The following is a 23,356-nucleotide window of genomic DNA, read 5'->3' on the forward strand; positions in this document are numbered from 1 at the left end:
TAGTGGTTTCTGTCATAATAATTCAAGCAAAGACCATTATATGCCACGATCTAAATGATCGGTCAATGGATCCATTTTGATTGCTTTAATTATGAGCTAAACGCTGAAGTTAAACCCGTTTGCCCTGGGTTAGTGGGTTTGTAGATTGGTACAACAATGAACACTTACACAGCGGTATTAAATTTGTCACGCCAAACCAGCGTCACTTAGGGTTAGATAAAGCGATACTAGCGAAACGTCATCAGGTAAATGAAATGGCGAAATTACAGAACCCAAGTCGTTGGTCAGGAAAATCTCGAGATTGGACAATGATCAATGAAGTAAATTTAAATCCAGATAAACAAGAAGAAATGCGGGTGGGCATAAAATTTAACTTGATGCGACAACTAACTTGAAAAACTCCGGTTTCACCCTTAGCCAATCAAGGAGACCTTACCTTATTCGGTAACTCGTAGACCCAATATAAACCCCACGACTTTTAGTGATTTATAAATCACTTCCCCCCTTCGCAATCAATTAACGCTTTTGGCAAAGATTGACTCTATCAAACACGCTGCTGATAGTCGGCTTGGTTTTACCCTCCACACCATTACTGGCTTTCATCGGCCTAGCCTTACTCACTACTACGGGTTCATCTGCCACCTCACACCGACGCTAAATCTTGAGTTTCCTCTGAATTTAGGCCACTTACTAAAATTAAGTTTAGATGCCAGGCTTCCCCAATTACTACACTGACTCCCTGTTAGAAATTCCACCCTCAAACTCCCTGTTAGAAATTCCACCCTCAAACACAGCATTGGTCTGACTAAGTATCGGGCTTCGCGCTATTTAGGACGCTTACCCACCAATACCGCCGAAACAGGTTACGGTTAGTTGTGTACCTCTAACTTCCTATCGCTTCCTTCAGACCCAGTCGTTAGCCAACTACGCCCTTGCGATTCGGATTATCTTCCCCTTAGTCAGGGTGATTAGGCTTCTTTCAGCCTATCGGGTTTGCCAGCTTCGCTGGGCAAACATCGAGTAGGGTGAGGCTTATGCCTCATTCCTCTCACAGAACCGTACGTACGGACCTCGTATACGGCTCATGCAATTTACTATTTCTTATCACTCAAATTAGTAATAAGAAGCGAGAACCCCTGTTTTCACTTCATCTATCTGATATAAGCCACTACACTGACTCCCTGTTAGAAATTCCACCCTCAAACACAGCATTGGTCTGACTAAGTATCGGGCTTCGCGCTATTTTGGACGCTTACCCACCAATACCGCCGAAACAGGTTACGGTTAGTTGTGTACCTCTAACTTCCTATCGCTTCCTTCAAACCCAGTCGTTAGCCAACTACGCCCTTGCGATTCGGATTATCTTCCCCTTAGTCAGGGTGATTAGGCTTCTTTCAGCCTATCGGGTTTGCCAGCTTCGCTGGGCAAACAAAAAAGCCGATAGTAATATTACTATCGGCTAAATCCACAAAGGGGGCGAGTATGAAAGAAAAGAGGTAACCCTCCAATAGAAACTTAAACAATAAGTTTAATAATGTTCTATTTTTCCATTAGGTAAACTGTTTTCTTCTCTAAATATTGCTCAAGACCGAATTTACCATCCTCACCGCCAAAACCGCTTTGTTTCCAACCATTATGGAAGCCTTGATGTTGTTCGCCCATACCACGGTTTATATATACTTCACCTACTTCTAACTCGTTAATCGCTTTGTTAATATCAAAGAAGTTATCCGTAAATATATAGGCACTTAAGCCGTAGATACTGTCGTTACAAAATTCAATCGCTTGATCCATATCTTTAACTTTAACGATAGGCAAAATAGGGCCAAATGTTTCTTCATGAACAGCAATATTGTTTTGAGCAACATCAACTAATAACGTTGGTTCGTACCAGCATCCGCCTTCAAAGCCCTCTACTGAAGCAACTTTACCACCAGTAGCCACTTTAGCGCCTTGCTTGATACTTTCTTGTACAATATGATCAATATTATCAATTTCACGTTGATTACATTTGGGGCCCATTTGAGTCTCTGGGTTCATTGGGTCGCCAACTTTAAGGGCTTTTACTGCAGGTAAAAATTTTTCCATAAATTTTTCGTACACACTTTCTTGTACGTATAAACGCTCAACACAGGTACAAACTTGACCACAATTAGCAAAACGTCCCCAAAGAGCAGCATCAACGGCTTTATCTAAATCAGCATCCGCCATTACTACCATAGGTGCTTTTCCACCTAGCTCTAACATTACTGGTGTCATGTATTCAGCAGAAGTTTTATAAATTTGTTTACCTGCAATAGTAGACCCTGTCATAGTGATCATTTTTGTGATCGGGCTTTCACATAACGCTTGACCAACAACAGAGCCTGAGCCATTAATAACATTAAGGACGCCCGCAGGAATACCGGCTTCATTGGCTAAACGACCTAGCTCAGTTGTTGCCAGTGGTGTCTCTTGTGTAGGCTTTAGAACAATAGAATTACCGGTAATTAGTGCTGGGCCAATTTTACGTCCCGCTAATGCTAATGGGAAATTCCATGCAGTGATGCCAACAACTACACCGCGTGGTACTTTATGGATATAAATTTTTTCATCTTCATTATCTGAAGGAAGAATATCCCCTTCAATCGTTAACGCATTATCACAAGCATAATCAATAAAGGTTGCAGTCACGTCTACTTCCATTTGTGCAACTGAAAGTAACTTACCTTGTTCTGTTACTAACATTGGTGCAAGAATATCTTTATTTTCTCGAATTTTATTCGCAAATGTACGTAAAATATTTTGACGAGTACGCGCTGTTAACTTAGCCCATTTTTTCTGAGCTATATCAGCTGTTTCTAGCGCTATTTGTGCATCTTCAGCACAACCTTTTGGAATTTCACCAATTTTTTTTCCTGTTGAAGGGTTTAAAATGTCAATAGTGCCATCAGCTTTAGACGCTACATACTCACCATTGATAAAATTTACATTATTTTTAAAATTCATAGTTAGTTCCTACTGAAAAAAAATCCGATTAACATTGTTTATGATTAATCGGATTAATTAGTTTTTATCAGGTTGATAACGATCTATCGACCCATCCATCCGCCATCTACCAATAAAATAGCACCGTTAACATAGCTCGCAGCTTCAGAAGCTAAAAACACTGCAGGCCCTTTAAAGTCTTCCGGATTTCCCCAACGACCTTGTGGAATACGATCTAAAATGGCTGCATTACGCTCGGCATCAGCGCGAAGTGCTTCAGTGTTATCTGTGTCTATATAGCCAGGCGCAATAGCATTAACGTTTACGCCCTTACCAGCCCATTCATTTGACAATGCCATTACTAATTGTCCAATAGCGCCTTTACTGGCTGCATAACCAGGAACGGTAATACCACCTTGGAATGTTAACAGTGAAGCAGTAAAAATAACTTTACCTGCACCACGGCTGACCATTTCTTTACCAATTTCGCGACTAAGGATAAATTGAGAATTTAAGTTAACGTCGATCACTTTATCCCATAAATCATCACCGTGTTCAGCAGCAGGAGCACGTAAGATTGTTCCAGCGTTGTTCACTAAAATATCAATTTTAGGAAAGTCGTCTTTTACTTCTTTTATAAAAGTATAGAGCGCATCACGATCACCAAAATCACATTGGTAACCTTTAAAGTTACGCCCCAATGCTTTTACTTCTTTTTCAACATCTGAGCCTTTAAGTTCTAAACTAGCAGATACACCAATAATGTCTGCGCCAGCTTCGGCAAGACCTAAAGCGATACCTTTCCCAATACCACGCTTACAGCCTGTAACTAAAGCAACTTTGCCTGCTAAACTAAATTTTTCTAACATATTGTTCATTTTTAAAGCCTTATTTCTTACATCAAACTATTCTGCGTTACATTCAACTAGCGCTTTCATACCTTCTGGATTACCATCCATACTAGCAAAGGCACTACCAATATCACTTAGTGGACTTATTGAACTGATAAATGGTTTTAAATCAATTTGACCTGAAGCGATCAGGTCTATAGCCCAATCAAAGTCAGCCGCTTCATAAACACGGGCACCTAATAATTCTAATTCTTTCCAGAAAAATTGAAATAAATCAATTTCAGGTTTTTCACTATGAATAGCAACCATTACGATACGACCACGACGACCTGCAATTTGCGTCATAGCCTCAATTGCAGGTTTAACACCTGAAACTTCAAACACTACATCTGCACCTTTAGTACCTGTCCATTCATCTACATAAGCAGCTAAATCTTGTTCTATTGGGTTAATTGATTTAACACCTAATTCGTCAGCAAATGCGCGTCGGCTTTCATTTGGCTCTGATACCAAGACTTCAGCACCTACACTTTTAGCCACTGCTGCCACTAACTGACCAATTGGACCACCACCTAACACAACGGCTTTTTCACCTGACTTTAGGCGTGAACGATTTACATCGTGACACGCTACCGATAAAGGCTCAACTAATGCACCTTGCTTTAAATCAACGCCGGCAGGTAATTTATGTAACGTACGCGCTTTTACTGTCCAGCTTGATTGAAAAGCACCCGGTGTATCTATTCCCATGAATTTCAAGTTTTGACAAATGTGTGTAAGACCTGCATTACATGTGGGACATTCACCACACCAATCCAAAGGACGAACAACAACTTTATCACCCACAGAAAAACCTTCTACTCCTGCCCCAATTTCAGCAACAACACCTGAAATTTCATGACCAATAGTTTGAGGAATTGATACTCGTTGATCCATTACACCATGATAAATGTGCATATCAGTACCACAAATACCTACATAGCCGACATTTAGCCTCACTTCACCAGTTGCGGGCGCTTGCTCTTTACCTGCAACAATATCAAAACCTTTATTACCTATATACCGTGCTGCGAACATTTTATTTCTACCTTAAGAACGTTTAATTAAATATTGACCCAGTAGAGCATCATCAAAGACAACGCCTGTACCGGGTACATCAGGAGCTATTGCTCTTCCATTTTCATCTAGCTGGAGTGGATATTTTGTGTATTGGTCAATAGGAAATGAATGCACTTCCAAATAACCAGCATGTGCTTGAGATGCAAGCAGAGAAACATGTAACTCATGCATACCATGACTACAAAGTGGTAGGTTATTTTCTTTCGCTATTTTGGCTACACGCAAAAAGCCTGTAATACCACCAATATTAGAAGCATCTGGCTGTAAATAGCTTAAATTTGCTTGCGCTACAGCGTAACCAAATTCATGAAGCGTGTGGAGGTTTTCTCCCATAGCAAGTGGAATACTAATATTGTCTGCTATTTTTGCATAACCTAAATAATCATCTGGGATAATTGGCTCTTCAAACCATGCAATATCATACTTTTCTATAGCTTTACCAAAAACAATTGCTTCTTCTATAGTTAATGAATAATTAGCATCAACCATAAAAACAACCTCTGGGCCTATGAGGTTTCTTACAGCTGAAACACGCTCTACATCTTCTAAATAGTCTTCCTTTCCTACTTTAATTTTTACAGCGTTAAAACCTTTATCTAAATAACCTTGAATATTGCTTAATAATTTTTCTTGAGAGAAGTTAAGATCAATACCGCCAGCATAACAAGCCGTAGTGTTATTAGCACCGCCCGCAACTTTCCATAAAGGTAAGTTCTCACGTTTACAACGAATATCCCATAAGGCAATATCAACTGCTGACATAGCAAAACTCACTAAACCACCGCGACCTACATAATGTAAGTGCCATTCCATACCATCCCAAATTTTCTCTATTTGGCTTGCATTCTGACCAAGTAACAGCGACTTATATTCATCTGCTAATAATGAATATATAGCTCGCCCACCTTTACCTCCGGTATAGGTGTAACCAACACCTTCTGTGCCATCTTCACAACTAATTTTACACAGGACTAATTCAAAATGGGTATGGTCACCATGTTTAGCATCTGTTAGCACCTCTGAGAGAGGTACTTGATAATACTCCACATCTACCGCTGTTATTGTATTGGGATTTAAATTCATTAATAGATCCATCAAACGAAAAATTAAACAGTTTATTGTTAACAATCTACATCAGATTTTATGTTTTGTAAAGTTTATACAAAATTTTATTTAATTAATTTTACGAGGTATGATCTTTGTATAAATCATTTAATAGGAAAAGGCTAAATATAAGCTGGACATTAATGACTTATCTTTAGCTGGTGTTAGTAGGTTAAACGACTGTTCTATTAATAACTTAGATAAACGTTTTTCTGTAAGTGGTTTTCAATGCCATAAATACCATCTTCTCCACCTGCACCACATTGCTTATGGCCAGAATGATGCCCTTGTATATAAACTACAATTTCTTTATTTACGAAAATAGTCCATACATCAAATTACTGGAAACAAAAGGCCGTTGACGCTGAGCATGATGCGCGTTTGATCTCAGCTTAGTTAGTATCGGTTGTTCATCAAAAGCTGTTAGTTGTATTATTAGAACTTAATAATATTCTCATATCTAATCGTAAAGGTGGTGTTCTTTGGGCTATTGATGCCGTATTGGAAGATGCTGTCATCAGCGTAAAACTTCGTGTGTGATCCTAGTTAATACCGCGTAATTCTATAGTTTTTTATCTGTCATGCCAGTAACCAATTACCTCTATAAAAATATAAATAAACCTAGATTTGTGACAAGTATAATTTACTTGTTAATGAGTCAGTTATTGATATACTTTTTCAAAAAAATGGTTCCCTTTTAGATATTATCTAAAGATAATTCAAAGACCTCTAAATAACATTTCTTTATTTTTCAGTCGTTCAATAAAAGTAACTTATAGGAAAAAGAATGAGCACGGAAAAAACTCATAAGTATGCTGTACCTGCACTTGATAAAGGGCTAGATATTTTAGAATACCTTGCCTCAAAAGCCGTGCCGCTATCACAAACAGAAATAGCGCAAGGAATTGAACGCTCAGCCAATGAAATTTACCGAGTATTGGTTGGCTTAGAAAGTAGAGGTTATTTAATACGTGATGAAACCTCAGGAAAATACAGCGTTTCGTTAAAGCTTTTTAACCTGTCACGAAAAATATCGCCTATTGATCAACTACGCCAAACTGCTATTCCTATCATGGAGGATTTTTCAGCACAATCAGGCTATGCCGCACATTTAAGTATTCTTTATCAAAGTAAAGTAATGGTTATCGTACACGCAAGAAGTCATGCTCCTGTTTCACTCTCAATTGCTGAAGGAACCTTATTTCCTGCAGTTGCTACTACTTCAGGGCTTGTATTACTAGCAAACAGTAATAAAGCTGTGAAACAACTCATTTATGAGCGTAACGAGAGCTACACTAAAATGAATAAAAAAGAAAAAATAGTGCTTGAACAACAACTAGAAAATATTTTAATAGATGGTCATTGTTTTAGACAAAGCCAATTAACAGAGGGCGTTACCGATTGCGCCGCTATCATTGGTCAACCTACGGGTGCAGTAATAGCAGCATTAGCTGTTTCACTTCTTACTTCTACATTAGGAGATGAAGAAACTAAAAACCAATTAATTCAATCATTAAAAGAAACAGCATCTAAAATATGTGAGCAATTGGGAAATTAAGTTCTTCAAATATAAAAACCTAAACCTATGTTTGGACTTTTTTTTGCCCGTTAATTGAGACAACCCTTTAACGCATTCGTAAATAATGACCACTTTTTAATGGTTCCAGTTACATACTCCCCTTCAATATGGTTGATTGTTAACATTATCCAAAAATCAATTGTCAATTTATTTTTCTTAGGTAGAATGAAATAATATATTTATAAAAAATTAGATTAAATTTATGTTATCACCTACAAAAAATGCCTTTTTATTTGCATTTATCATCGCTTTTGGCGGTTTCGTTTTCGGTTTAGATCTCGTATTAATTTCAGGCACTATTCAATTTATTAAAATAGAGTTTGGCCTATCGGCAATCGAAATAGGTAATTTAGTGGCTGGCCCAGGTTACGGCGCATTAATAGGTTTAATTTTTACCAGTTTAGTGTGTGATAAAATTGGGCGCAAGAAAACCATGCTAATTATTGCCGGCTTATATTCACTCTCCGCCATTGGCTCTGCCTACGCCCCAACAGCCAACTTTTTATTCTGGTCGCGTGTACTTGGCGGTTTAGCTTTTTCTTCACTCTCGGTAGCTTCTATGTATATAGGTGAAATAGCACCGCCTAAATATCGTGGTAAATTAGTAGGAATGAACCAACTTAATATTGTTATTGGTATTTTCGTTGCGCAGTTAGTGAATTTTTATATTATTGGCGTAATAGCAGATTCATCTCACACATTACAAACCTTAGGATTAAATGAAGGTTCGGCTTGGCGTTGGATGCTCGGCTTCGAAATTGTGCCTGCTGTATTATGGTTCTTAGGTGTTTTAGTTCTACCTGAAAGCCCTCGTTGGTTAGCATTAAACGGTAAAATGGAACAAACAAAAGCGGTAATGGCTAAAATAACAGAGCCTGAAGAATTAGAAAAACAACTGCAAGAAATTGAAAAAAGCTTCGATGATAAAAATAGCCATTCATTAAGTACTATAGAGCAAGCAAAACTATTATTTAGCCCTGTTATGAGAGCAGCATTGGTTATTGGTGTTGTTTCTGCCATGATTCAAGCGTTAACAGGAATGAATGCGGTATTGGCCTACATGCCCATGATATTTTCACAACTTGGTGGCGGTGCTGCTTCAGCATTCTCTCAAACCATGTTTGTTGGAGGGATAGGCTTAATATTTACCGTGTTAGGTATTATGTTTGTTGATAAGTTAGGCCGTCGTCCAATTTTTGCAGGTGGTTTATTATGGGGTGCAGCTAGCTTACTCATCGTGTTTATCGGCTTCTTTAATGCGACTTATTTACTAACACCTGAATCAGTTACTAGCTTAAAAAGTGTTATTGACCTTTCTTTATTACAACCAATAATGGGAGTAGAGTTTTCTTCAGATTTAGCGTTCAAGCGAGCCGTTATTGACCAAGTTGGACTTGCCGCATTTACCGCTAACGAAACAGCTCTCATGAGCGCCGCAACGAATATTAATGGCATATTAGTTTTTATCGGAATTATTAGTTTTCAGTGTGCGTTTAATTTTTCAATGGGGCCTGTTTTATGGATTTTAGTCTCAGAAATATTCCCGACAAAAGTACGTGCATTTGCTATCCCCCTTTGTGGCTTCATTGCCAGTGTATTTGGTGGCGTTATCGTACCACTGTTCTTCCCATGGCAATTAGAAACATTAGGTGCAGCTTATACTTTTGCTCTCTATATAGTATTTAGTTTGGTTGGTTTAGTATTTGTTTTAAAGAATATACCTGAAACAAAAAACAAGACCATTGAAGAGATAGAGCTTGAGTTATCACCTAAATAAACACTTTACTTAAATCATTATTTAAATAATCTATTTATTTAGGACGGTTTTCATGTCAGACCAAGACAAATCATAATATCGAGTAGGGTGAGGCTTATGCCCAACAAAAAACGGGTTTTGCGCTATTGTTTTTTTGACGCTTACCCACAATACCGCCGAAGCAGGTTACGGTTAGTTGTGTACCTCTAACTTCCTATCGCTTCCTTCAGACCAGAGACCCAGTAGTTAGCCAACTACGCCCTTGCGATTCGGGTTATCTTTCCCTTAGTCAGGGTGATTAGGCTTCTTTCAACCTATCAGGTTTGCCAGCTTCGCTGGGCAAACAAAAAAGCCAATGCAATGAATTAATAGCATTGGCTTTGTTTTATTAACAAGCGTAGAAATTAACCTATTATATTTTCACCCATATTTTCTCTTTGGTGAATAGTGATAGGCCACCCCGCGTACTGATTGTTAGCACTGCCATCTGTCGCATCAACTAAAAATTTATACGCCTCTAACGTATAAGTTTTAGCGTCTGTGTCAAACGTAATAAAGCCAAAACCACTGGCCTTTTCATGGGCTTCAACGTAACGATTAGTCGCGGTACTAAATATTGGGTTACCAATAGCATAAACATAATTTTTATTACCAAAACTATCAAGGTATTCACCGGTATTGTTCAAGCCATGCGCTGGTCTGTTTTGATATAACAAACCAACACTATCTGGCTCCCACCAACGTTGCCAACCAACTGCTATCGCCGGTGAACAAAATGCCCAGTTACTATCTCGTGGTTTATCTACTCCATATTGAGAAATACTCGCTAGATGGGTATCACCACAAATATGTAATGCCATAGAATCTCGTATTGCCTCTACCGCTCTATTTCTAGCAGTTGCAGGCCAACCATTACTATCAAAATCATATTTAAGATAATGATCTGACTTCCATTGGTGGGTTGCAATGCTGGCAAAAACGGTTTGACTTAATAATGCTTTAAGCTTATGACCGCGCCAATCCTTACTCCACCTTTCTAAAAAGTCCTCTTGGCGTTTACCCAATAAGTTAAGTTCAGGGTGATCGTAAGCAGGATTAAAAAAGTTTGGTTCTTCTTCTTGCCCTGACGTACCGACAATAATATTTAAATGCTCTGGGCCACTTTTCCACTGCCGATCAGCAACAATAGCAAAGCCTACGTCACCATAAACCATCTCACCATGATAGACATGTAAGCCCCATTTAGACGGTTTTGGATCATCAGGAGCCATATGATGTGCAGTATGCGTTTTATGAACTACGTTTAGCATACGCATCGGCTCAATATAACCACCTGTTTTATCCACATGATTATTTTCAAGGGCTTCTTGTGGCATAGGTGCGCCACCTTCTCCCCATAAATTACCTTGTAATACATCGTGATCATCCGGTAAACAAACTGTTGGCTGATTGCGCATTGCCTCACCAAATGCCCAACCAAACTGATAAAATTTACGTAAATAATTAAGTATCGCAGGCGCAGCTGGCGCTCGAATAACACCAAAACCACCGTGACTTTCATATAATTGGTCACCAGAGAAAAAAACCAAATCAGGTTTCATATTGACAACATTATTTACTACTGGCTCATAAGGAAATGCGTAATCATTTTGGCAAGTTAATGAAGCCATACGCATTTTTCGACCAACTGGGTTGGCTTGAATTGTACCGCCATAAACATCGGGTTTTTCGCTACCATCACGTTGTTTTTCAAGGTAAACAACGCGATATTCTTTCGCAGATTTTTCATCCCAATTGGGAATACGGAAGGTAGCAACCCATGCATCCGTATCTAATTTTTGTGTCCCTAGTGTTATCCAAGTTCCTTTTTCTTCTATTTGAAGTGCAAGGGTTTTGTTGTCCTTTTCACCCATAGGACCTGTGAGCGCACTAAGGTTCATCACAAAACCGTCTAAGCTACGTGAATCACTTAAGGTGTACATAGTCCATAAAATAGGGCCAAATTTTTGTTGTTCATTAACCGAAAAGGCTTCGCCTTGCATAGTCCATTGGCTAAAACGATAACGACAACCTAACTTATTCTCAGAGGCATTTGGCACTTCTAATGCTCCAATAGAAAAATTACTCACTAACGCAACATTGCCGCGTAAGTCATCGACAGGTGCTAAGTTTTCTAGCTGAGCAATAATTTGGTTCGTCTCTGCAAGCGATGCGGTTAAGGTCAGTGCCATAGCTCCTAGCTGAAGTCTTGCCGTTAAATGCAACTTAACATCTTGATCATTAATGCCATTGGTTAAGGCTGTACTCTTATCACCTAATACCAACGCATTATTTTTAATACCCAGATCATAGCCGTTTTGCACAAAACAATTACTGCGGTATTCATTTATATCACTGCGAGCACCTAGGCGAATTCCAGCGCCACCATCATTTGCATGTTGCTCTAAACGACGTAATTGCACAGAAATATCAAAACCGTTCTCAAGATGTGTTAATTGATGTGTTAATGAATGCACACTGCGATTTCCGCCCCGACTCAAACACTCAGCACCTCCATCAATAACACGCCAATCTTCCATTGGGTTGGCCCAGTATTCTCCGCCAAGCCAAATTCTATCATGCATGTTTTGCCAATTATCTTTTGTCGGTTCAATAGCTGTTTTAGCCGCTTCAGTATTTTTGTTTTTGAGAGCCGCTATATTTGCACAGCTAGTAACACCTGCCGTGGCAACACCCGCTGCGACAAATTTCAGTGCTGAACGACGAGAAAGTTTTTTATCCATGATTTACTTTAAAATTTATTAAAAAAAGGATGCTACGACAGTAACTTCATTTTTATTCACATCAAAATACGGTTGATTTAACTTTTACGATATCGCTTTAAACCAAATACACCTAACAAGAATTTTACGCAAGATAATTGAAACTACGCGAAAAGCTGATAAAAAGGTCATGAAATTTTCTAAAAAAATCTAAAATGCTCGTAACGCTAGCGTTTATGGAAACTCCAGTTCAATTCTAAAAGAGTCTATCAGATCACGAATTTCATATTTTTCAACAATTGCTCGTGCTAATTGCAGGTGTATTTTTTGTTGCTCGACGTTTCCTTGGTTTTTTTCAGCTTCTGCAAGCAAACAATGTACAGTGGTCATACCGATGGAATAAGAAATACTTTCAAAGTGTTTTAACGCCTTAAAAAAAGCTATTTTTGCTGGCTCAGATTTATTTAGTGCTAGTAATATTTCACCTGATAACTTAGCACTTGCCCCCTGATAATAGGAGTTATTCTCATTGGTTTGTTGATTAAGTAATTGAGCGTATTCCCAAGCTTGTTCAAATTGATTCAGACGAAATAAATTGTAACCATGGCGATAATACAAACTAATTTCATCATAATGATTTTGTTTTAAATGAGATAAGGCTGCGGTGCTATACACTAACGCTTGTTCAAAATTATTATCAAATTGTAACCAGTCAATAAGCAATTTATAAGCGGGCATATTACCCGGCTCAATAGCAACTAAACTTTTCAACAACTCAATGCTAGAAGCAACCTTTCCTTGCTCTGACAGCGTGATCGCTTCAATAAATAATTCATGATTAAAGGCACTACGGTTAATACTGATATTTTTCATGCGGTATTCAGTAAGTTCTGCAATAATACCTGCTAAGTCGATGGTAAGCTGATCTATTGATTTATTAAATAAAACTCCACGCTTAACGTTATTAATATAATGCAGTTTATAAATCAGCTGGTATTCACCTATTCTTCGACTGATCTGCGATTCAACAATAATATCTGCACCCGTGATTTTAGATAGTCTGGCTATTTGCGCTTCATCGTAATTTCTATCCATGTTGGCATTTCGCATAGACATTAATACATAATCTAATGTCATAATTTTGGAGTGATCAACGGCTTGTGAGATTAATGCATCCATAATCCCGACCGACATCCAATCAAGCTGTGGCTCCATATTGGTATTTTTTGTCGGTAAAATAAAAATTGTACCTTTGTTATCTGAAGGTGATGCTGTGTTGTTGGTAAATAAATAGATTACCCAAGCAAATAGCAAAACAATGATAGCCCCGACAAACAACAACGTATTTTTTTTATTGTTTAATTTTTTAGATAGGGTTTGAGGTGTTAACGAAGGCTTGACGTCGGATTGAAAGTCTTCTTTTTCAACATCGGCAACCCAGCTATATCCTTTTCGAGGGTGAGTTTGAATAACTTTTATATTACCAAAGAGTTTACGAAGCTCGGCGATGGATTGAAAAATAACTTGCTCATCTACATTAACGTCATCCCATATTTCAGCTAACAAGGTTTGTTTATCGACAACATCACCCGGCTTTTCAATAAGCGCACAGAGTAATTGAAAGGTTTTAGGGCGTATAATTTCACGTTTTCCTAAAATAGTGACACTATAATCTTGGCAATTAATAACATAATCGTGACCAATATACTTAATACTCAAGATATTACACCTTTCAATTCAAAGCTGAAAAATAAAACCTAGATAGATAATACCGATAACAAATTCGTTATAGGCTAAATATTATTAAAATATCCAGATTGAAATGGTTCTCGAATAAACACATGGTGACTAAGGTGCATTCGGCCATCAAAGCACTCTTACCCTGCTATATCACTACCATAACTTTCAATAACGTCAATTTCTTGGGTGGAGTCTGCACTCAAGAACCAAAATGCATTAGCGAGTGTCAAATTAGTTATTTTGACTCGTGCTTCTAAATAAAGCGGTAATTGACGGTTTCATTTGAGCGGATTGCGCCAGTATATACATTTTTAGTAGCCGGCTTACGGTTCATTGTTAGGTTCAACATGCATTAGTAACAAAAGCATGATCACCTGAAAAAAGGGTCATTCTGGGGTCTTTCGATGCATTAATAAAGCCTTCATCCCAACGAGAAGAAAATTCATCACTCTTCTCATGGGTACTCGCTTCATAATTAAAATCATCTGATAATAACTAGATCTGCCATACTTTACCTTCTCCAGCATCAGCAGGCACTAGAATACTATCCCAATCTTCTGCGTTAACATTAAGACCAGCACATAATAACATCACTACAATAAAAAGCTATTTCACATTGATACCTTTAATTTCTTATACATCATTCAACTGTTATGCGTGTTTAATACCATTCATTTCATATTAACCATAGTGTTTTAATTACAGTTAACTGTCAACAATAAATAGAGTTTATTGATAGTTTTATAACTTCAATTGTTTTTTGAAAATTACTTGCTCAACGCTTTGTTCTACAACATCAAAAGAAATAATTGGAACAGCATCAGGCACACGAATATTTTTAGGAAAAAGCACTGTTTCGGGTTCAAAGAATAAAGAAAACTTGCTTTGCATCTGGACCAAACCATAATCGAGAAGCGCCACCTATTACTGCGTTTTGATTTAAGTGTTCACCCGACATGTAATCGTAGTTAAACTAGCTAGTCATAACCTTTGTGAATATCACCTAAACTCGTGCCACTCATCACACGCTCTTGTAGCTCCTATAGTACAATTAGCTTTTTATTATCACGATACAACACTGGGAGAATAATGCTTTTTTAACAATGTTAGTTATTGTGAATAAACATTTTGTTCTAAAAACTCATGTGCAAATACATAAGTGCCATTGACCATTATTAATAAACACAACCCTAAAGTGCTAAATTTCACGTTATTCCCCAACCTACTTGTTAACTAATTAAATATATTCACTTAAATGGTTAATTAAACCCAAATACGCTTATCCATAACATTAGCTCATTTTGTTGTAAAATTTATTCTTAACACAACGAACCGCACAATCTGTAAACAATTAACAATGCAAAACCTTAAAATTAAGTAAATTTAAATGGACTATTGTTTGATTTACAGATATAAATTGTAAACAATAAACAATTATTCATGGGTTATCCTGTATGCTGCATCAATTACAACGCTTCTTTAATATAAAAGCAGGCGTTTTTTTAATCATAACGTTATCACTTGCCGCGTGTTCTGGCATAGGTCTTATCACAAATCCTACGCAAATTGAGCCATCAACCCCGCTTGAGGTTAATTACCACATTAAAGGTAGTTTGCTAAAACGGGTGACATTTGATGTTAGCAATCCAGAAAACTACGCCAATATAAGTTTATATTCCGATAATAAATTATTGATAGATAATATTAATATTCCGCATTCTGGTAATCAAGAAGTCAACGCACTCGTTAAGTTTGATACATTAGGCACAACAAAACTCACCATAAAAACGCTTAATGCTGCACTAACGCTTAACCGTTTAACGTTTGAAGACATAGACGAATTATCTATACCCGCTTTTGATGATATTTCGGAAAAAGCAGGTATCGATAAAGTGAGCTCAATCAAATATGGAGGGCCGACTATAGCCGATATTGATCAAGATGGTGATTATGACTTTATCGTCAATAATCATAATAAAGAAAGTAGTAAGCTCTATTGGAATAATGGTGATGGTACAGTAACTAAACACAATAAAGATTTATCTCGTTGGTTTATGCACGACCTTCATGGTACAGCAATGGGTGACTATGATAACGACGGTGATTTAGACTTGGTGTTAACCATGGGTGGTGGCAACGGAACTAACCCATCTAAAGCGCTTTTTTATAAAAATAGTAACGGAAAATTTATCCTCCATACTGGTGACGTAAACATTGATAGGGGTGGCCGAGGTCGAGGGGCTAAATGGTCTGACATGGATCTTGATGGCGATCTTGATTTAATGCTAATAAACGAAGCAAGCCTCACTCATACTAAACCACAACATTTCTTTTATAAAAATCTAGGTGATGGCACATTTGAATATACGCCAATTGAAGGTTTACAAGACCAAGAACCTTCAAGAGCGCTAATTACTGATATTAATAACGATAATATTGATGATGTGATCCTTTATAGCCCTTTAACAATATGGCAAGGCAACGGTGACTTTACCTTTACAGAAGTCACACATAAAATTCCATCTCATGTGACCAAAATGAATGACATTATGGCGATAACAGATATTGATATAGACAATGATGGAGACTTTGATCTATACCTCGCTAGAGGTAAAGTATTTGAACATGGCTATGGTGAAGCTCCCTCTGTTGACCACGACCCAATAACTAAAGAGTTTTCGATTAAACCGCGAGGTTATAAAGGTGTCGATGTTTTTGAATTTATAGCAGAAGGTACGATAAAACTCCATCAGTATAACTACCTTACTCAAGGTTCTTTTAGAGGCAAAGATTATCCTATTTTTCTTGGTAGTAAAAAATCACCTTTCGTACTACAACCTGGAGAAGAACTTGATATTAATCCTGAACAAGCGCAAGGTTGGCCAGAGGATATTTCAACCGATGGTGTATATTTTGGATATATTGGAAAACAATATGACGGGAAAGGTAGATGGAAATCGGCATTAGTCCGCAATGGAGATATTTTTTGGACTTTTAAGTTTAGTTTGTCAGGCATTAATGAAGTTGAGCTTGACTTTGAACCTGAGAATAGAAACATTACTGATGTATTGCTACGTAACGACAATGGTAAATTTGTTGACGTAACCCAAGAGTGGAACATTCCTAAAGGGGGTAATGCCTTAGGTGTCACTACAGGAGATTTCAATAATGATAGCTATCAAGATTTATTTATATATCGTTGGGGCTTAATCGGCAAAAGAATTTCAGATGTCATGTTGTTAAATACAGGTAAAGGATATTTTGAAGCAACCACAATGCATGGCGCTAATGATGTTGGCGGCCCGGGTAATGGTGATATGGGGCAAGCATTTGATTTTGATTTAGATGGTCACCTTGATTTGCTTAATGGTAGCGAAGATGGCGAATGGTATTTGTATAAAAACAGTCAAATTGATCAAACAGGAAACGCGACTGGCCTATCACCTAATAAAACGTCTAAGTCAGCATCTACACGAAAAAATAATAACTATGCGCTTGTTAATGTGGGTTATTCTCCCAAAGCTAACGTTGATGCAATATCTGCTGAAGTTGTTTTAAAAACGGCAACGAGCACCTACCGTAAACGGGTCGGCTCAGCGGGCGCTATTTTCTCACAAAGCCTACTTAACATTGTTCATTTTGGTCTAGGCCAAGAAAACGAAATTGAAAGTATTCAAGTAAGGTGGCGTAATGGTGAAACAATCACCATTAAAAATAAGAAAGCCAACCAACTATTTAAAACCGATAAATTAGATCCGCTTACTATTGAAATTAAACCTGCTGTCAAAGAGATCAGACAAGGAACTTCAGTTCCCTTTACTGCTGAGTTAACGCCTAAAAATGCTGATAAAAATATTGAATGGTCTTCAAGTGACAGCTCAGTTATAACAATTGATAAACATGGTATAGCCAAAGCGGTAGGTAATATTGCTCAATCCGCAATTATTTCGGCAAAAAGTCCCGCCAACAAACTAATAACAGCGCACCAACTCAACATTACTAAATGGTATGCCAAACCAATTGAATCAGTATCTTTTTCTACCAAGCTTACTGAGCTAATTGCCGGAGACAATTTAGCACTTAAGACAAGCATATTGCCAAATGATGCTGATAATAAAATGCTTGTCTGGACAAGTAGCAACGAAAACATTGCCACTGTGACAGCCATGGGAGTAGTTAAAACACTTAAAGCAGGTCAAGTTAGCATTAAAGCAACCTCACAAAGCAATCCACTTATAAGTGATGAGATTCAATTAACAATAGTACCAAGAGTTGAACCCTATATTGAAATTGTTGATGAACAAGCGATTAAAAATGCCGTCTTTGTTGTTGGCGATAAAATCACACTAAATACTCATTATCATGCAGGAACTGGCAATACCGTGATCTCAGCCGACGAAGGAGGTATTCGTTATTGGCTTCGCGAATTTAAATATAAATGGATACCCGCAAAAGATACCGTAAAAACTGATGCTAGCGCTTTAAATACGGAATCTGGTAATTCGAGTATGACTTTTTCTCTTAAAGGGTTGACGCCTTCAGCAGAGCTACCCGCAGGTCATTTTTATTATTTAAATGTTTCTTTTACCGCCAGTGATGGCGAATCTTATAAACACGAAATTTATCCAATAACTATTAAAGAACGTGTCCAAAATTAAATAACTAGAGGCATCGGATAAATACTTTTATCCGATGCCTCTATTTTAAGCGCTTTAATATCTATTTAAATAGAATGATTGGAAACTAATAACGCTTTTAAAATTGTATATATTAGTTTGGAAAAGTAATCTCGAAAGTTCAACAGATCCTAGAGAAATAGCTACTAGAAAAGATTATTAAACTAAGTTCAAGTTAACTATTACCCCCCCACCTACCGTTAATACCTACAAAAAAATCAAGCATTATCTTTATTTTTTCAATTAATATTTAATCCTGAAAATTCAATAAACCTATTCTTTTATATTTAATTTCTTAGTAATTTTACCTCCCTCAACAAAATGTTTAATAATTATCTTATTATGTGCAATAATAGAGTAATAGAACACTAAAAAAGGAAAAGTTGATCTTTCTGAGTTAAATTTATTCAATTTAATACGAATTTAATCATGCCACGAGTTTTACTTACTACTTCGAGAACTAGTCACTCTAATTAAATAGTGAGCAACATTAAGTAAATTCATTTTAAATGAACCTAAAGACAGCACTTGTTTCAATATATATAGCGTTATCGCATATTCATGTAGCCAGATACATGCTCTTGCCTGCTATTAATAAATACAAAGAAGACCAAACAATTTGCTGCAAAAGTAATCTCGAAAGATCAACAACTCTAGGTGTTTAAACAATTTATTAACCTGAAATCGGTTTAAGATGTTTTTAATCTATTGAAATATTTAATAATATTTTTGGAGGTGGCTCTCTAACTTGATAGTTTTTTACTTTTAATGAAAATTTCGCGTCATTAGCTAGTCTATTGCAAGTAAATATAACGATGAAAGTAGAAAAAGTAGCTATTAGAGAGGATCTATTAAACCGATCTAAGGTTTAATAATATGCACTAGCATATATATCCGTTGTCATTCAAAGTGTAGGGTTTTCAGTGGGAATTAAAGTACCTTTAGGTCAACATAGTCAGTCTATATTTACTTTGTTTACACGGTATAACGACACTTTAAACAAATCGTAGAAGCATTTGAGCATTCTGAAACCTGGTAACGGGTATAAATCATTAAGTTTTAGTTAGACGTACGGGAGTTTTATGAAAATAGTAAATATAAAGGCTTATGGCTTTTGGGCTGGCTTTAGAAATGTTTGCCTAGTTAAGGTTGAAACTGATGAAGGCTTCTATGGTTGGGGTGAATCAGGTTTATCTGGGCGTGAACAGGCTGTGATGGGGGCTGTTGAACACTTTAAAGAATTTCTTATAGGCAAAAATCCTATGCAGATAGGGGCTCTTTGGCAAGAAATGTACCGAGGACAATATTTCGAAGGTGGTCGCGTACTTGCCGCTGCAATATCCGCAATTGATATTGCATTACATGATTTAGTCGGTAAGGCTTTAAATATTCCTGTGTATCAATTGTTAGGAGGTAAACAACGAGATAAAATTCCACTCTTCGCAACAGCAGTGCAATCAATGGGGCCTGAACTTATTGATGAAATGCAGCAGCTTAAATCACAAGGGTGGGATGTTATAAGAGCAACCACAGGTATACATGGTAACCCAAAAAAATCAGAAGAATTTGAGCCTCGTCAATCTATTATAGATACCTCAACCTGGTTAACCAAGGCAAGAGAAGCTATTGGTAGTGAAATTACCCTAGGTATTGATTATCACCATCGTTTATCTGTAGCAGAAACGGTCTCTTTTATCGACCGCATGCCAAAAGGTACCTTAGACTTTATTGAAGAGCCTATTAGGGTTCAGTCTCCTCAAGCATATCAAGCTCTAAGAAGTATGTGTAACGTTCCATTTGCTATTGGCGAAGAATTTACTAGTAAGTGGGATTTTGCCCCGTATACCGAGACTGCCTTAACTAATTTTGCACGAATTGATATATGCAATGCGGGCGGATTCACAGAAGGGATGAAAATAGCGGGGATGTGTGAAACTCACTATATAGACATGATGCCTCATAACCCACTAAGTCCTATATGTGCAGCTGCATCAATTCACTATTGTGCATCTATTAATAATATGGCTTGGTTAGAGTTGCCTCCTTATGATGGTGATATGAGCGACTATGACAAATTCTTTATTGGACGACCTTTGGTTGAAGATAATGTGTTTAAAGTGTCTGATTGTCCCGGTTTAGGTATTGATGTCAATGAGCACTTAATTAAAAACCTTTCATTTAAATTTTGGGAGCCACCTCGTTTACACAAAAACGATGGTTCATATACAAATTGGTAAAATTAGAAAAGAGATAATCATATGTCAAACATTAACCAAAGCTCTCCGTCAATTAACTCGAATGTAGTACCAACAAAAAAAAGGTTTCAGGTTTTAACACTTATTTTTATTAGTGTTGTAATCAATTATATGGATAGAACTAATTTATCTGTAGCCGCCTCGGCTCTTTCTGATGAATTAAACTTAAGTGCAATTCAAATGGGATTATTATTTTCTGCATTTGGATGGACTTACTCTATTTTACAAATTCCTGGAGGAGTGGCTGTTGATCTAGTAAAAACACGAATTCTCTATCCTTTCATATTAACTGCTTGGTCTTTAGCAACCTTAATACAAGGGCTAGTTAGCTCATTTACCGCGTTAATAGGGTGTAGAATGGTAATAGGTGTATTTGAAGCGCCCTCATATCCTTGTAACAATAAAATAGTCACTACTTGGTTTCCTGAAAATGAACGAGCTTCAGCAATTGCTGTATATACTTCTGGTCAATTTATTGGTTTGGCCTTTCTTATGCCTGTATTAGCACTTATTCAAAGTAGTTTTGGTTGGCGTGGTTTATTTATAATTTCAGGTTTAATTGGTATTGTTTGGGCTATTATTTGGTACATTTTTTATCGCGATCCACAAGATCATAAAACTATCAATAAAGAAGAATTGGCATTGATAGCGTCTGATCAGAAAATAGATAAGGTTGAGCCTAAAAAACAATATACCAAAGCAGATTTTAAATCAGCCTTTACCAATAAAAAACTTTGGGGAATATATATTGGTCAATTCTGTTTAGGTGGAACATTAATGTTTTTCTTAACCTGGTTTCCAACTTATTTGGTTGAATATCGTGGTTTAGACTTTATTAAATCAGGTTTTTTAGCTTCAGTTCCTTTCTTGGCTGCTTTTTGTGGTGTATTAATTTCAGGGTTTACTTCTGACTATTTAGTGAAAAAAGGAATATCTAAAGAGCTATCTCGTAAGGCGCCTATTGTAATAGGAATGTTATTAACAATCAGTATTGTTGGCGCAAATTACACTGACGATACCTTCTGGGTTATTACATTTTTATCAATTGCATTTTTTGGAAATGGTTTAGCCTCGATCGCTTGGGTCTTTGTTTCACTGCTTGCCCCCAAAAATCTTGTTGGCTTAGTTGGGGGCTGTTTTAATGCTATTGGTGGTCTTTCTGCAGTGACTGTTCCTATTATTATTGGTGTACTTGCCAACGATGGTGACTTTAAACCAGCCCTTGCATTTATTGCCTGTTTAGCGGTAATTGGGTCATGCTCATATCTTTTCCTAGTCGGAAAAATTGAAACGATAGATAAAAAATAATTTAAGTCAACGTCAATATATCTTAAAAGCAAAAATTTAATTAAATTTTTAGGACAAAGAATGAATAAAAAATTAGATAAAAACAATTGTCAACGCTCTCAAATAACAGAAGATATACAAGCGAGCCAGCTTGTTGCCATTATTCGTTTAGCAAAACAGAGTGAAGTGGCATCAGTTGTTCGTTGTTTAGTTACAGGCGGAGTCAAAACATTAGAAATCACTTCAAACACACCCGGATTTTTGGACGAGATCAGTAATGCAAGACAGAAGCACCCTGAGGTATTAATTGGTGCAGGTACCATTATTAACACAACATTAGCCAAAAAAGCCATTCAAGCTGGCGCGCAATTTTTAGTTACTCCTAATACCGATAAATCAATTGTTAAAATTGCTCATACACATGGTGTACCCGTTTTAATGGGCGCTTTAACACCAACAGATATTACAAAGTGTATTAAATTCAAAGCTGATTTTATTAAAGTATTCCCAGCGGGATCAATAGGTATTAAGTACTTTAAAGATTTACAAGGTCCGTTTTCAAATATTCCTCTGATGCCCGTAGGCGGCGTTAATATTGATAATATTGAAGAATGGTTTGAAGCTGGCGCCATTGGTGTAGGCGTTGGTAATGATATGACACAAGCAGCAAACACTATTGAAGAAGAACAGACACTTATTAATAAAGTTAAGCAGTACGTTGCTAAACTACCTAAAAATAAATAAGTGACTTGCAGTAAAATTAAAAAACACCTGTTTAGCAAACTGATACGGATATCTGTCTCTAAAAGCTAGACAACAGCTTAATAAGTGCTATAACACTGTAGATATAGTAGGTGTAGCACTTTTTTTATGAGTAAAAATATTGCTAAGATAAGCCTACAAGAATACCAAAAGAGTTCAAGGTAATTCAGGTAAGTTGTTGTGATTTTACAATATGTGATAATTTTCCATTGTCGTCATAAGAAACCTAAAATTCTGCTTTATTTTAAGAATATAATTAAAAGCAACGAGCCTGTAACCGACATTCCGCACCAGTTTTAGGAATAAATTTCCTGATAAATGCTGCCCATGCAATTTATGATAATGCTGTTCCTCTCCTCCACATTGAGGACTAATTGCTGCCCACCACTAATCGTTAATACATGAATACCTTGAAAACAAAAGAACACCCAACGAGCGGTTGGGTTTTGACTCGGCTTGTATTTTAAGTTGGGGAAATACACTGATTGAGCCTTTAAC

The 23,356-nt window shown here is 37.0% G+C and carries 13 protein-coding genes and 2 pseudogenes; 7 read left to right on the plus strand and 8 right to left on the minus strand.

What is annotated here, in order from left to right:
- Positions 1–125: 125 nt before the first annotated feature.
- Positions 126–395 (plus strand): annotated as a pseudogene (locus tag AC0UA9_RS16200) (hypothetical protein); the annotation flags it as partial.
- 1,144 nt (positions 396–1,539) lie between these two features.
- Here the strand turns inward: AC0UA9_RS16200 and aldA are convergent.
- The 4 genes from aldA to AC0UA9_RS16220 all read right to left on the minus strand — a co-directional run bounded on the left by aldA (position 1,540) and on the right by AC0UA9_RS16220 (position 6,020).
- A complete protein-coding gene (gene aldA, locus AC0UA9_RS16205; protein WP_475661614.1) occupies positions 1,540–2,988 on the minus strand; it encodes an aldehyde dehydrogenase in 1,449 nt (482 codons plus the stop codon).
- A gap of 83 nt (positions 2,989–3,071) precedes the next feature.
- On the minus strand, positions 3,072–3,836 hold the full coding sequence (locus AC0UA9_RS16210) for a 2,5-didehydro-3-deoxy-L-galactonate 5-reductase (RefSeq protein ID WP_475661644.1): 765 nt from the start codon (positions 3,834–3,836) through the stop codon (positions 3,072–3,074).
- A gap of 36 nt (positions 3,837–3,872) precedes the next feature.
- The gene (locus tag AC0UA9_RS16215; protein ID WP_475661616.1) at positions 3,873–4,895 is read right to left on the minus strand and encodes a zinc-dependent alcohol dehydrogenase; all 1,023 of its coding nucleotides are present in this window, start codon (positions 4,893–4,895) and stop codon (positions 3,873–3,875) included.
- Positions 4,896–4,907: 12 nt separating this feature from the next.
- Positions 4,908–6,020, minus strand: a complete 1,113-nt coding sequence (locus AC0UA9_RS16220) for a mandelate racemase/muconate lactonizing enzyme family protein (RefSeq protein ID WP_475661619.1) — start codon at positions 6,018–6,020, stop codon at positions 4,908–4,910.
- An 808-nt stretch (positions 6,021–6,828) separates the two neighbouring features.
- On the opposite strand from AC0UA9_RS16220, the gene AC0UA9_RS16225 reads away from it, so the two are divergent.
- The gene (locus AC0UA9_RS16225; protein ID WP_475661620.1) at positions 6,829–7,599 is read left to right on the plus strand and encodes an IclR family transcriptional regulator; all 771 of its coding nucleotides are present in this window, start codon (positions 6,829–6,831) and stop codon (positions 7,597–7,599) included.
- Positions 7,600–7,822: 223 nt separating this feature from the next.
- A complete protein-coding gene (locus AC0UA9_RS16230; protein ID WP_475661624.1) occupies positions 7,823–9,397 on the plus strand; it encodes an MFS transporter in 1,575 nt (524 codons plus the stop codon).
- 383 nt (positions 9,398–9,780) lie between these two features.
- Here the strand turns inward: AC0UA9_RS16230 and AC0UA9_RS16235 are convergent, their stop codons facing one another.
- From AC0UA9_RS16235 to AC0UA9_RS16245, 3 genes are all read right to left on the minus strand, one after another.
- Positions 9,781–12,159: an alkaline phosphatase D family protein gene (locus AC0UA9_RS16235; protein ID WP_475661627.1), complete on the minus strand. Its 2,379-nt coding sequence runs from the start codon at positions 12,157–12,159 to the stop codon at positions 9,781–9,783.
- A 213-nt stretch (positions 12,160–12,372) separates the two neighbouring features.
- The gene (locus tag AC0UA9_RS16240; protein WP_475661628.1) at positions 12,373–13,857 is read right to left on the minus strand and encodes a winged helix-turn-helix domain-containing protein; all 1,485 of its coding nucleotides are present in this window, start codon (positions 13,855–13,857) and stop codon (positions 12,373–12,375) included.
- A gap of 762 nt (positions 13,858–14,619) precedes the next feature.
- Positions 14,620–14,769: a hypothetical protein gene (locus AC0UA9_RS16245; protein WP_475661630.1), complete on the minus strand. Its 150-nt coding sequence runs from the start codon at positions 14,767–14,769 to the stop codon at positions 14,620–14,622.
- Positions 14,770–15,332: 563 nt separating this feature from the next.
- On the opposite strand from AC0UA9_RS16245, the gene AC0UA9_RS16250 reads away from it, so the two are divergent.
- The 4 genes from AC0UA9_RS16250 to AC0UA9_RS16265 all read left to right on the plus strand — a co-directional run bounded on the left by AC0UA9_RS16250 (position 15,333) and on the right by AC0UA9_RS16265 (position 22,840).
- Positions 15,333–18,536 (plus strand): FG-GAP-like repeat-containing protein, encoded by a 3,204-nt coding sequence (locus AC0UA9_RS16250; RefSeq protein WP_475661632.1) that lies wholly within the window; start codon positions 15,333–15,335, stop codon positions 18,534–18,536.
- A 1,100-nt stretch (positions 18,537–19,636) separates the two neighbouring features.
- Positions 19,637–20,791: a mandelate racemase/muconate lactonizing enzyme family protein gene (locus tag AC0UA9_RS16255; protein WP_475661635.1), complete on the plus strand. Its 1,155-nt coding sequence runs from the start codon at positions 19,637–19,639 to the stop codon at positions 20,789–20,791.
- Between the two features lie 21 nt (positions 20,792–20,812).
- A complete protein-coding gene (locus AC0UA9_RS16260) occupies positions 20,813–22,117 on the plus strand; it encodes an MFS transporter (protein ID WP_475661639.1) in 1,305 nt (434 codons plus the stop codon).
- Between the two features lie 60 nt (positions 22,118–22,177).
- A complete protein-coding gene (locus AC0UA9_RS16265) occupies positions 22,178–22,840 on the plus strand; it encodes a bifunctional 4-hydroxy-2-oxoglutarate aldolase/2-dehydro-3-deoxy-phosphogluconate aldolase (protein ID WP_475661642.1) in 663 nt (220 codons plus the stop codon).
- Positions 22,841–23,154: 314 nt separating this feature from the next.
- On the opposite strand, the pseudogene AC0UA9_RS16270 reads toward AC0UA9_RS16265, so the two are convergent.
- Positions 23,155–23,356: pseudogene (locus AC0UA9_RS16270) on the minus strand (IS1634 family transposase); the annotation flags it as partial.

The sequence above is a fragment of the Colwellia sp. F1 genome, assembly GCF_056238625.1.

Bases quoted from the DNA above. Each gene is read 5' to 3' on its own strand.
- AC0UA9_RS16220 (WP_475661619.1), bottom strand. From the start codon at position 6,020: ATGAATTTAAATCCCAATACAATAACAGCGGTAGATGTGGAGTATTAT.
- AC0UA9_RS16265 (WP_475661642.1), top strand. From the start codon at position 22,178: ATGAATAAAAAATTAGATAAAAACAATTGTCAACGCTCTCAAATAACA.
- AC0UA9_RS16230 (WP_475661624.1), top strand. From the start codon at position 7,823: ATGTTATCACCTACAAAAAATGCCTTTTTATTTGCATTTATCATCGCT.
- AC0UA9_RS16210 (WP_475661644.1), bottom strand. From the start codon at position 3,836: ATGTTAGAAAAATTTAGTTTAGCAGGCAAAGTTGCTTTAGTTACAGGC.
- AC0UA9_RS16255 (WP_475661635.1), top strand. From the start codon at position 19,637: ATGAAAATAGTAAATATAAAGGCTTATGGCTTTTGGGCTGGCTTTAGA.
- AC0UA9_RS16235 (WP_475661627.1), bottom strand. From the start codon at position 12,159: ATGGATAAAAAACTTTCTCGTCGTTCAGCACTGAAATTTGTCGCAGCG.
- AC0UA9_RS16260 (WP_475661639.1), top strand. From the start codon at position 20,813: ATGTCAAACATTAACCAAAGCTCTCCGTCAATTAACTCGAATGTAGTA.
- AC0UA9_RS16225 (WP_475661620.1), top strand. From the start codon at position 6,829: ATGAGCACGGAAAAAACTCATAAGTATGCTGTACCTGCACTTGATAAA.
- AC0UA9_RS16215 (WP_475661616.1), bottom strand. From the start codon at position 4,895: ATGTTCGCAGCACGGTATATAGGTAATAAAGGTTTTGATATTGTTGCA.
- AC0UA9_RS16250 (WP_475661632.1), top strand. From the start codon at position 15,333: ATGCTGCATCAATTACAACGCTTCTTTAATATAAAAGCAGGCGTTTTT.
- aldA (WP_475661614.1), bottom strand. From the start codon at position 2,988: ATGAATTTTAAAAATAATGTAAATTTTATCAATGGTGAGTATGTAGCG.
- AC0UA9_RS16245 (WP_475661630.1), bottom strand. From the start codon at position 14,769: ATGCAAAGCAAGTTTTCTTTATTCTTTGAACCCGAAACAGTGCTTTTT.